Here is an 11,165-nt window from a genome sequence, read left to right as displayed (position 1 = left end):
GAACGGCCGGGCGGCCCGGCCGTTCCGCCCGAGGTCCGTCAGGCCGAGGTCCGTCAGGCCGTGATGCCGCCGTCGAGGACGAGGTCGGCGCCCACGGTGTAGGCGGACTCGGGCGAGGCGAGGTGGAGGACGGCGGCGGCGATCTCCTCGGGGGCGCCGGCCCGGCCCGCGGGGACCTGGGCCTTCATGCGGTCGGCCTTGTCGGCGGCGTTCTCGCCGGGGCGGGTGGACATGGTGGTCTCGACGGGGCCGGGGCTGACGGAGTTGATCCGGACGCCATCGGCGATGTGGTCGCGGGCGGCGGCGCGGGTCAGGGTGGCGACGGCGGCCTTGGTCACGGCGTAGACGCCGAGGCCGGGCAGGCGCATGTGGGTGCCGAGGTTGGACGAGATGTTGACGATGGCTCCGCCGCCGTTCGCGCGCATCCGGGCGATCTGGTGCTTCATGGCGAGCCAGGTGCCGGTCAGGTTGGTGTCGACCAGGCGCTGCCAGTCCTCCTCCTCGACGTCGGCGAGCGGGCCGGGGGTCCCGAGGATGCCGGCGTTGTTGACGGCGACGTCCAGCGCCCCGAACCGCTCGACGGTCTCCTGGACGAAGCGGGCGGCGTCGGCGCTCTTCGTGACGTCCCCGACGAGGGCGACGGCCGTGCCGCCCTCCTCCTCGATCAGGGCGACGGTCTCGGCCAGCGAGCTCCCGGTGCGGCCGGCGACGGCGACGCGGGCCCCCTCCCGGACGAAGGCGAGGGCGACGGCGCGGCCGATGCCGGTGCCGCCGCCGGTGACCAGGACGGACTTGTCGGCGAAGCGGGTGACGGTGCTGGTGGCAGTACGGGTGGTCATGCGGAGTACTCCTCGGTGTGGTTGAGCGGGTGCGCGGAATGGGTGGAGCGGGTCAGGAAGGTGACCGCCACGGCGGTCAGGGCGAGCCCCGCCGCGGCGGCCGCGAAGGCGACGGCGTAGCCGCCGACCTCGGTCGGTCGGGTGGCGGCGAGCGCCATCAGGGCGGCGACGCCGGTGGTGGGGCCGAGTTCCATGGCGGTGTTGAGGACCCCGGCCGCGAGGCCGGTGCGGTCGGGCGGGACGCCGTGGGTGGCGAGCACCGCCGCACCGGCGAAGGCCGGGCCGGCCCCGGCGGGCAGCAGGAGCAACCCGGGCAGCAGGCCGGTGACGTAAGGGGTCGCGGGGGCGAGGCCGGCCAGCAGGGCCAGTCCGGCGGCGGCCACCGCCAGACCCCCGGCGGTGACGGCGGCGGCGCCGTACCGGGCGGTGAGCGGCGCGGCCAGGCGGCCGGCCAGGAGCAGCACCGCGGCGTACGGGAGGAAGGCGGCGGAGGTGGCCAGTACGCCCCAGCCGCGGACCTGTTGGAGGTAGAGCGGGAGCAACAGGAAGGTCAGCGCGGTGCCGGCGGCGGTCGCCATGACGGCCGCCAGGGCGGTGGCCCGCCGGCGGTCGGCGAGGAAGCCGGGCGGCAGCAGCGGATCGGCGGTGCGGCGTTCGGCGGCGGCGAAGGCGAGCAGCAGTGCGGCGCCCACGACCAGCGGGCCGAGGACGGTCGGTGCGCCCCAGCCGTGTTCGCCGGCCGCGACGAGGCCGTAACTGGCCGCGCAGACACCGGTGGTGGCGAGGGCGGCGCCGCGCAGGTCGAGGGCGGAGGGGGCGCCCGGCACCGGCCCGGCGGACGGCAGCAGCCGACCGGAGAGGGCGAGCCCGGCGACGGCGACGAGTACGGGGACGCCGAACAACCAGCGCCAGGAGGCCCAGGCGGTGACCGCGCCGGAGAGCAGGTTGCCGGCGGTGGCGCCGAGTACCGAGAGCCCTCCCCAGGTGGCCATCGCCCGTCCGTAGGCGGCGGGTTGCGGGAGGAGTGCCCGGACGACCGCGACCGCCGCCGGGGCGGCGAGGGCGGCGCCGACGCCCTGGACGAAGCGGGTCGCGAGCAGGAACGGGTAGGTGGGGGCGGCGGCGGAGGCGACCGATGCGGCGGCGAGCAGCAGGAGGCCCGCGCGGAGCATCCGGCGACCGCCGTGGCGGTCGGCGAGCCGGCCGCCGAGCAGCAGCAGCGAGCTGAAGGAGAGCCCGTAGGCGGCGCTGAGTAGCAGGACGCCGGAGGGCCCGAGGCCGAACTCCCGGGCGACCAGGGGCAGCGGGACGGAGAGGATCATGATCGTGAAGATCAGCACCGCCTGGACGGCGCCGAGCAGCGCGAAGCCGCGTCCGGAGGAGCCCTGCCCGGCGGAGCCCGGCCGGGCAGGACCCGACCGCACCGGGTCCGGCGGCACCGGGTCCGACCACTCTGGATCCGGCGGCACCGGGTCCGACCGCACTGGGTCTAACCGCACTGGGTCCAGCCGTAACGACAGTGGTTCCACCACAAACCCCCTCACTATATTGACCGCTCGGTCCAGTATCGGGACCGGGAAAACGGCGACCACCGGCCGCCCGGGACGGACTCAGTCCAGCACTGCGAGCGCCTGCTCGGCCGCGTCGTGCAGGCGGGCCGCGCCGTCGCCGGCCTTGCCGATCACCCGCATCCCCTGGAGCAGCACGAGCAGCATCCGCGCCAACGCCCGCGGGTCACGCCCCGCGGGCAGCTCCCCCTGCGCCTCGGCGCGGACCAGCGCGGCCGTCAGCGCCGTCTCCAGGTGGCCGAGGCTCGCCGCCACCCGGCGGGCCGCGCCCGGGTCGTGCGGGGCGAGTTCGACCGCCGTGTTGGTGACGAAGCAGCCGCGCCGGAGCCCGCCGTCGCCGTCCTCGCCGGCCTCCCGCGCATAGCGGCGGACCAGGGCGCGAACGGCCGGGAGCACCGGACCCGGCTGCGACAGCTCGGCCAGCAGCACCGGGTCGCACTGCTCGCCGTAGCGCTCCAGCGCGCGCAGGTACAGCTCGCGCTTGCTGCCGAAGGTGGCATAGATGCTGGCGCGGGCGATCCCCAGCCCCTCGACCAGGTCGGCCATCGAGGTGGCCTCGTAGCCGCGCTGCCAGAACAGCTCCAGAGCCGACTGGAGAGCCGCGTCAGGGTCGAATTCCTTGGTCCGTGCCATACCTGAACCCTAGTCATATCCAGATCGATCGGTCAAGAAAGAAGGGAGGTCTAGACCATTGCTTCGAGTACGGTCGATTTGACGGAGTATTGTCAAATATGTGCCAGTAAGCCTAACCTTACTTCTTCTCCGTCCCCGCCCCTCCCCCCACTGGAGGCACGTCCCCATGCCGACCACCGTTCAACAGGCACTCGATTCGGCCCGCCCCGTCGTCCTGACGGCCTTTCGGGTCGTCGTCGGACTGCTCTTCGCCTGCCACGGCGCCGCCTCGCTCTTCGGCGTCTTCGGCGGCGCCAAGGGCGGCGGCACCATCCCGGTCGGGCAGTGGCCCGGCTGGTGGGCCGCCCTGATCCAGCTCGTCGGCGGGGCACTGGTGCTGGCCGGCCTCGGCACCCGGATCGCGGCGCTGCTCTGCTCCGGCTCGATGGCCTACGCGTACTTCACCGTCCATCAGGAGCACGCGCTGCTGCCGCTGCAGAACGGCGGCGAGGCCTCGGTGATGTTCTGCTGGGCGTTCCTCGCGATCGCCGTGCTCGGCTCCGGCCCCTTCGCGGTTGACCGCCTGTTCACCGGGCGGGCCGGCGTCCGGGCCGGCCGCACCGGCCGGGCCGAACACTCCGGACACGGCTCGCAGCCGACCCCGGCCGGCTGACCGGAGGTCTACGGCGGGACGGCCGTCCTCGCGCGGCCGTCCCGCGCACCGATTCCCCCCCGCACCGATCACTCCTCGGCGAGGTACCGCTCCACCGTCGCCACCTTGGCGCTGAGCCCGTCGGTCACCCCGGCCCGGTCGTCGATCTTGATGACGGCGCTCACCCGGCCGCTGTAGGCCTTGACCGCCTCGATCGCGTCGCGGATCACCGGCATCACCTCGTCCCACTCCCCCTCGATGCTGGTGAACATCGCATCGGTGCGGTTCGGCAGCCCGCTCGCGCGGACCACCCGGACGGCGGCGGCCACCGCCTCCCCCACATCCTCGCCGACCCCCAGCGGGGTGACCGAAAACGCTGCGATCACGGTTCTGCGCTCCTCTCCCGGATCTACCGGCTCTACCGGCTGTACCGGATCTCCCGGATCTCCCGGACGACTGGTCACGACGCCCCGGCCCTGCGGGCCACCGGGCGCCGCGACCAGGCTAACCTCGCGCCCGACCCGCGCCCGGCGCCCAGGAGCGCGCCGACACTCCGTCAGCCCGCCTTCACGCCGGGGTCATCACACCCGCCGTCACCCCGACACCGTCACACCGCCGCAGCCACGCCAACCGACCGTCAAGCCCGACCGGCCCCCGGACGCCGACGGCTGAAGTCCGAGGACCGAAGGCTAGATTGTTCAAATGATCGAGGAGACATCGCTTGAGAAGTTAGAGCGGTCGAGCGTGCAGCGCAGGAAACACGCGGCCCCCAAGCAGGCCAAGGCCGGTGGTGTGCTGCGGTCGTCCGCACTGATGGCCGTGGGAACGGTCGTCTCGCGCGCCACCGGCCTGATCCGGCAGGTGCTGCAAGGCGCAGCACTGGGCACCGGGTTGCTGGCCACCACCTACAACCAGGCCAACACGGTGCCCACCAGCTTGTACTTCCTGCTGATCGGCGGCGCTCTGAACTCCGTCCTGGTACCCCAACTGGTCCGGGCCCGGACGGAGGACCCCGACGGCGGGGCCGCCTTCGAGCAGCGCCTGGTCACCCTCGTCCTGTGCGTCCTGGGTATCGGCACCGCGCTGGCCACCTGGGCGGCTCCCGAGATCATCAGCGTCTATCAGAACGACACTCCCACCACGCATGACGCGTTCGAGCTGACCGTGGTCTTCGCCCGCTTCCTGCTCCCGCAGATCTTCTTCTACGGCGCGTTCAGCATCCTCGGGCAGGTCCTCAACGCCCGGAACCGGTTCGGGGCGATGATGTGGACCCCGGTCCTGAACAACATCGTGCTGATCACGATGTTCGGCCTCTACCTCGGCATGATGACCGCACCGAAGAAGGTCTCGGAGATCACCGATGCCCAGGTCAGGCTGCTCGGCATCAGCACCACCCTCGCTCTGGCCCTCCAAGCGCTGGCCCTGATCCCCTACGCCCACGCAGCCGGCTTTCGATTGCGACCGCGCTTCGACTGGCGGGGCACCGGCCTTCGCGAGAGCCTGGGCGCAGCTCGCTGGACCCTGCTGTTCGTCCTGGCCAACCTCGTCGCGAGCACCGTGGTCACCCGCCTGGCCTCCGCCGCGGACGCCGCCCTGCCCCACGACGGGGTCGGCTACACCGCCTACAGCTACGCCCAGCAGATATGGATGCTCCCCCAGTCGATCGTCACGGTCTCCCTCGTCACCGCGCTCCTCCCCCGCATGAGCCGGGCGGTAGCCGAGCACCGTCTCGACGACCTGCGCGCCGACCTGTCCCGCGCGCTCCGGATCAGCGGCGTCGTCATCGTCCCGGCAGCGTTCTTCTTCGTCGTCTTCGGTCCGCAGATCGCGCAACTGCTGTTCGCCCACGGAGCCGCCGACGCGGCAGAGACCGTCCCGCTGGGCCACATGCTGCAGGCCCTCGGCCTGGGGCTGATCCCGTTCTCGGCCCAGTACCTCCTGCTGCGCGGCTTCTACGCCTTCTCCGACACCCGCACGCCGTTCCGCATGGCGCTGTGGATCAGTGGCACCAACATCGCTCTGGCCGTGGTCTGCCATCTGCTGCTGTCCCCCCGGTGGGCGGTCACCGGGATGGCCGCCGTCTACTCCCTGTCCTACGCCGTCGGCCTGCTGCTCACGGCCCTGCGGCTCAGGCGGCGCACCGGGGGACTGCTCGACGGCCGTCGGATCTGCCGCACCTACGCCAAGTTGACCGCGGCCGCCACTGGCGCCGGAGCCGCCGGCTGGCTCATCGCCCGCTTCTGCAGCCACGGCCTCACACCGGCCGCCTGGACGCCCGCCGTCTCGCTGACCGCGGGCGGCACCGCGATGGCGCTGCTGTTCCTCCTCCTTGCGCGGCTTCTGCGGATCGGGGAACTGCGCGGCCTGCCAGGGCTGGGCTGATCCGGCTCGTCGCGGCACGCGGGACACCGAGGAGCCGGCGGGAAGCATCCGGCTCCCCGGTGTCCCGACCACCGGCTGCCGACTGCCGACTGCCGACTCCCGGATCGCGCCAGAAGTACGACTGTGAGTGCGCGACTTGAGCCCGAGAGATCCGAACTCAAGCTCGCGGAGCCTGCCCTGACGACAGAGTTCCTTGTCGGATGCGAAGGGGTGTCCACCGGCGGACAGCAGCCCGACCGCCGGATCGACATCCTCGCCGCAGCACCTCGGCTGCTCAATACCCGCTTCTGCCAGCCGATTTGACCGGACCGGCGCCCCGTCAGGCCACCGTCGGCAACGGCGGCTCGACCGCCAGCGTCGCCGAGCTGCGGGCGCGGTGCTGGGCGGCCCAGGTGGTGAGCGCCACCGTGCAGGCATGGTCCAGGTGGCGCAGCCCGGACCAGTCCAGCTCGACCGGGCGGTCGGCGGGCAGGCGCTCCAGCGCGTCCAGCAGCCGGGGCAGTCGCAGGAAGGTCGCGTTGCCGCTCAGCCGGACCCGCATCAGCGGCCCGCCGCCGTCCGGGCCGACCGCAACGCCGCCCTCCGCGACACCACTGCCCTCGCCGACACCGCTGCCCTCGCCGGCACCACCGCCCTCGGCGGCCGGCAGCTCCTCGACGTCGATGTGCAGGTGCGAGGTCTGCCAGGCCGACTTGACCACCGCCAGGCCGATCCCGATCAGCACCCCTTCGAAGAGGTCGGTGCCGATGATCGCCGCCGCCGTGACCACCAGCACCACCGCCTCGCCGCGGTGGTCCCGGCAGAGCGCGGCGATCCGCCGGACCGGGACGAGCTTGGCGCCCGCGTGCACCAGGACGGCGGCCAGCGCGGTCAGCGGCACCAGGCCCAGCGCGCCGGGCAGCAGCGCCGTGAACAGCAACAGCCAGAGCCCGTGCAGGACGCGCGAGGCCTTGGTCCGCGCCCCCGCCTGCACGTTGGCCGCGCTGCGCACGATCACCGCCGTCATCGGGAGGGCTCCGAGCAGCCCGCAGAGCGTGTTGCCGACGCCCTGCGCGGTCAGCTCGCGGTCGTAGTCGGTGCGCGGGCCGTGGTGCATCCGGTCCACGGCGGCCGCGCTGAAGAGCGTCTCCGCGGAGGCGATCAGGGTGAAGGCGAGGATGGTGCCGAGGCCGGCCGTGCTCGCCAGTGCGCCGAGCGCGCCGCGGTCCGGCAGCTCCACCACGTCCAGCAGGCCGGAGACCCGGATCCGGGCGACCGGGAGGTCCGCGGCGGCGGTCACGGCCGCGGCGAGGCCGACGGCGGCCAGCGGTGCGGGCACGGACCGGGCCACCCGCGGCGGCAGGTACTTCCAGAAGACGAGCACCAGCAGGGTGCCGGCGCCGAGGGCCACCGCGCTCGGGGTGGCCGAGCCGGTGACGGCGTCGTGCAGCAGTGCGGGCAGCCCGGCGATCTTCTCCGGCCCCGTCGAGGGCGCCCTGCGGTCGGCGAGCGCGTACAGCTGGCCGGAGAGCAGGGTCAGGCCGATGCCCGCGAGCATGCCGTGCACCACGGAGGCGGACATCGCCCGGAACCAGCGGCCCAGGCGCAGGGCGCCCATCGCCAGCTGGAGCAGGCCGGTGGCCAGCACCAGGACGCCGAGGGCGCCGGCGCCGTACTCCTGGACGGCCTCGTAGACCAGGACGGTCAGGCCGGCGGCCGGTCCGCTGACCTGGAGGCTGCTGCCGGGCAATGCGCCGACGACCAGGCCGCCGACGATCCCGGTGACCAGCCCGAGCTCGGCGGGGACCCCGGAGGCGACGGCCACCCCGACACAGAGCGGCAGGGCGACCAGGAAGACCACCAGCGAGGCCGGCAGGTCGAAGCGCCAGGGCACGGCGCGCAGCGCTGCGGCCGGGGTGCGACGGCGCGGCGAGCGGTGCGTGCGGCCGAGGCCCGGCGGGGCGCCGGGGTGATGGACGTCGCGGCGTGCGGGGTTGCGGCGTGCGGGGTTGCGGCGCGGGCCGCCCGGCGGGCTCTTGCGGCGCCGGGGCAGGGCGCTCACCGGCCGGCCGCCGGGACGCGAAGGGGGCGGGCGGGGAGAGGACAGGCAGGTCGGTACATGGGTGCGTTCCTTCCGCGCGCCCGCCGGAGGGAGGGGCGCGCCACTGGGTGGGGACGTCCGGGCGCGCCGGAGCGGCGGCCCGGTACATCGGCGGGGAGACCCGGTACATCGGCGGGAGCCCGGCGCATCGGCGAGTTCGGAACCGGGACCGGGAGCGGGAGCGCGACCGGGAGCGGGAGTAGGCGTGGGAGCTGGAACGGGAGCGGCCTCCCGGGCGGGCCGGGAGCTGGAGCCGAGAGCGGGAGGCAGGGCGGGGCGGGGCACGCGGCGGGAGGGCGCGGGACTCCGGCAGCGGTACGGCCGGCGCCCCGGCGGGCCGGGTGGTGGCGGTGGATGTCGGGTCGGCGGCGTGCGGTCCGGGGGCGTGCGGTCAGGGGGTGTGTCCCTCGGCCGGGTGCGGGCGGACCGGACGCGCGTGGTCCTGGGCGGGACACGACAGCCGGAGCTCCCCCACCCCCCGGTTGATCCCAACCCCCCCTGCCGCGGCCCTAGTTGAACATGGCAACCATGACGGGTCCGGCGTGCCACCGACGGTACCCAGGGGCCCGGGCCGGGCCAACCTCGCACACCAGGCCTTCACTCCGACAGCACACCGACACCACATTTCGGCCCGAATCGGACCCTCAGGCGGGCATGCGCGTTCGGCCATCGTGCTGGTATGCGAACGAGGACCGCCCCGCGGGGCGGGCACTCTGCAGGGCAGGCGCTTTGCAGGAAGGGACGACGGGACACCCCGACCCGGCGCCGCGGACTGGAGGAACGGGCGATGGATCGGCCACCCCCGCCGTGACAGCCTGGCCGAACGGCCGGCACCCCACCCCGGCCCCCCACCCCGGCTCCCCACCGCGGCACCCGCCGGACACGTCGGCTCGGCACACCACCCGACACCGCACGCCTACATCGCACCCCGGCGCCGCACGCCTGCATCGCACCCCGACGCCGCACGCCTGCACCGCACCCCCGCATCGCATCCGGGCATCGCATCCGCCGTACCCCGCGACCGTCACCCGCCACCCGCGACCTGCGGTTTCCGCCGAGCCACCGGCTTCCACATTCTGTTGAAGCTCCCCTTGACGCCTCGCCAGGCGTCGCCTTACTTTGTTTCCGCATACAGAAACCGTTCTTCCGTATGGTGGAATTCTGGAGATGAGCCCTCCGACCCACTGCGGGCCGACGCAGGAGAAACCCGATGCCTCGTATGACAGCCGCCCGCGCGGCAGTGGAGATCCTCAAGCTCGAAGGCGTTGAGGTCGCGTTCGGCGTGCCGGGCGCCGCGATCAACCCCTTCTACAAGGCGCTCAAGGAGGGCGGCGGCATCCGGCACACGCTGGCCCGCCACGTCGAGGGCGCCTCCCACATGGCGGAGGGCTACACCCGCGCCAAGGCCGGCAACATCGGTGTCTGCATCGGCACCTCCGGCCCGGCCGGCACCGACATGATCACCGGCCTCTACTCGGCGATCGCCGACTCGATCCCGATCCTGTGCATCACCGGCCAGGCCCCGGTCTCCAAGCTGCACAAGGAGGACTTCCAGGCCGTCGACATCGCCTCGATCGCCAAGCCGGTCACCAAGAAGGCCACCACCGTCCTGGAGGCCGCCCAGGTCCCGGGCGTCTTCCAGGAGGCCTTCCACCTGATGCGCTCCGGCCGTCCCGGCCCGGTCCTCATCGACCTGCCGATCGACGTCCAGCAGACCGAGATCGAGTTCGACCCCGAGACCTACCAGCCGCTGCCGGTCTACAAGCCGCGGGCCTCGCGCGCCCAGGCCGAGAAGGCGATCCGGTTCCTGCTGGAGTCCGAGCGCCCGCTGATCGTCGCCGGCGGCGGCATCATCAACGCCGACGCCTCCGACCTGCTGGTCGAGTTCGCGGAGCTGACCGGCGTCCCGGTCATCTCGACCCTGATGGGCTGGGGCACCATCCCCGACGACCACGAGCTGAGCGCCGGCATGGTCGGCGTCCAGACCTCGCACCGCTACGGCAACGCGACCTTCCTGGAGTCGGACTTCGTCCTCGGCATCGGCAACCGCTGGGCCAACCGCCACACCGGGTACAACCTGGAGGCGTACACCAAGGGCCGCAAGTTCGTCCACGTCGACATCGAGCCCACCCAGATCGGCAAGATCTTCGCCCCGGACTACGGCGTCGTCTCCGACGCCAAGGCCGCGCTGGAGCTCTTCATCGAGGTCGCCAAGGAGCTCAAGGCCGCGGGCACGCTGCCCGACTTCGGCGCCTGGGCCGCGTCCGCGCAGGAGCGCAAGGCCACCCTGCTGCGCCGCACGCACTTCGACAACATCCCGATGAAGCCGCAGCGCGTCTACGAGGAGATGAACAAGGCCTTCGGCCCGGAGACCCGGTACGTCACCACCATCGGCCTCTCCCAGATCGCCGGCGCGCAGATGCTGCACGTCTACAAGCCGCGCAACTGGATCAACTGCGGCCAGGCCGGCCCGCTCGGCTGGACCATCCCGGCCGCCATCGGCGCCGCCACCGCGGACCCGGAGACCCCGATCGTCGCGCTGTCCGGCGACTACGACTTCCAGTTCATGATCGAGGAGCTGGCGGTCGCCGCCCAGCACAAGGTCCCCTACGTCCACGTCCTGGTGAACAACGCCTACCTGGGCCTGATCCGTCAGGCGCAGATCGGGCTGGACATCAACTTCCAGGTCAACCTGGAGTTCGAGAACATCAACACCCCGGAGCTCGGCGTCTACGGCGTCGACCACGTCAAGGTCGCCGAGGGCCTGGGCGTCAAGGCGATCCGCGTGACCGACCCGAACGAGCTCGGCGCCGCCTTCGAGGAGGCCAAGAAGCTCGCCGCCGAGCACAGCGTCCCGGTCGTGGTCGAGGCCATCCTGGAGCGGATCACCAACATCTCGATGAGCAAGACCGTCGACATGAGCAACGTGACCGAGTTCGAGGAGCTCGCCACCCTGCCGGAGCACGCCCCGACCGCCATCAAGCCGCTGGCGCTCTGAGCCACACCGGGCGGACGCGGGCGCACGCCGAGAG

At 73.0% G+C, this 11,165-nt stretch carries 8 protein-coding genes; 3 read left to right on the top strand and 5 right to left on the bottom strand.

Annotation, left to right across the window (positions count from 1 at the left end):
- Positions 1 to 53: 53 nt before the first annotated feature.
- The 3 genes from ACFC1F_RS40540 to ACFC1F_RS40530 form a co-directional block, all read right to left on the bottom strand.
- Positions 54 to 839 (bottom strand): SDR family NAD(P)-dependent oxidoreductase, encoded by a 786-nt coding sequence (locus ACFC1F_RS40540; RefSeq protein WP_376166463.1) that lies wholly within the window; start codon positions 837 to 839, stop codon positions 54 to 56.
- Positions 836 to 2,263 carry an MFS transporter gene (locus ACFC1F_RS40535; protein WP_376166461.1) on the bottom strand — a complete coding sequence of 476 codons (1,428 nt, stop codon included), beginning with the start codon at positions 2,261 to 2,263 and terminating at the stop codon, positions 836 to 838. The genes ACFC1F_RS40540 and ACFC1F_RS40535 overlap by 4 nt, the downstream gene beginning before the upstream one ends.
- Positions 2,264 to 2,449: 186 nt before the next feature.
- A complete protein-coding gene (locus ACFC1F_RS40530; RefSeq protein ID WP_376166459.1) occupies positions 2,450 to 3,040 on the bottom strand; it encodes a TetR/AcrR family transcriptional regulator in 591 nt (196 codons plus the stop codon).
- Between the two features lie 166 nt (positions 3,041 to 3,206).
- On the opposite strand from ACFC1F_RS40530, the gene ACFC1F_RS40525 reads away from it, so the two are divergent.
- Complete coding sequence (locus ACFC1F_RS40525) at positions 3,207 to 3,692, top strand: DoxX family protein (protein WP_209415037.1); 486 nt, start codon at positions 3,207 to 3,209, stop codon at positions 3,690 to 3,692.
- A 68-nt stretch (positions 3,693 to 3,760) separates the two neighbouring features.
- On the opposite strand, the gene ACFC1F_RS40520 is transcribed toward ACFC1F_RS40525, so the two are convergent.
- Positions 3,761 to 4,057, bottom strand: a complete 297-nt coding sequence (locus tag ACFC1F_RS40520; protein WP_376166457.1) for an MTH1187 family thiamine-binding protein — start codon at positions 4,055 to 4,057, stop codon at positions 3,761 to 3,763.
- 316 nt (positions 4,058 to 4,373) lie between these two features.
- Here ACFC1F_RS40520 and murJ point away from each other — a divergent pair, with 316 nt between their 5' ends.
- Positions 4,374 to 6,053: a murein biosynthesis integral membrane protein MurJ gene (murJ, locus tag ACFC1F_RS40515; protein WP_376166455.1), complete on the top strand. Its 1,680-nt coding sequence runs from the start codon at positions 4,374 to 4,376 to the stop codon at positions 6,051 to 6,053.
- 319 nt (positions 6,054 to 6,372) lie between these two features.
- Here murJ and ACFC1F_RS40510 read toward each other — a convergent pair whose 3' ends face one another.
- The gene (locus ACFC1F_RS40510; protein WP_376166466.1) at positions 6,373 to 7,935 is read right to left on the bottom strand and encodes a SulP family inorganic anion transporter; all 1,563 of its coding nucleotides are present in this window, start codon (positions 7,933 to 7,935) and stop codon (positions 6,373 to 6,375) included.
- A gap of 1,417 nt (positions 7,936 to 9,352) precedes the next feature.
- On the opposite strand from ACFC1F_RS40510, the gene gcl reads away from it, so the two are divergent.
- Complete coding sequence (gene gcl / locus ACFC1F_RS40505; protein WP_209415115.1) at positions 9,353 to 11,131, top strand: glyoxylate carboligase; 1,779 nt, start codon at positions 9,353 to 9,355, stop codon at positions 11,129 to 11,131.
- The last annotated feature ends 34 nt before the right edge of the window (positions 11,132 to 11,165 follow it).

This window comes from Kitasatospora sp. NPDC056181 (genome assembly GCF_042266225.1).
Lineage (GTDB): Bacteria > Actinomycetota > Actinomycetes > Streptomycetales > Streptomycetaceae > Kitasatospora.
The sequence above is the reverse complement of the archived record's forward strand: the minus strand, read 5'-3'. Positions and strand labels throughout refer to the sequence as shown.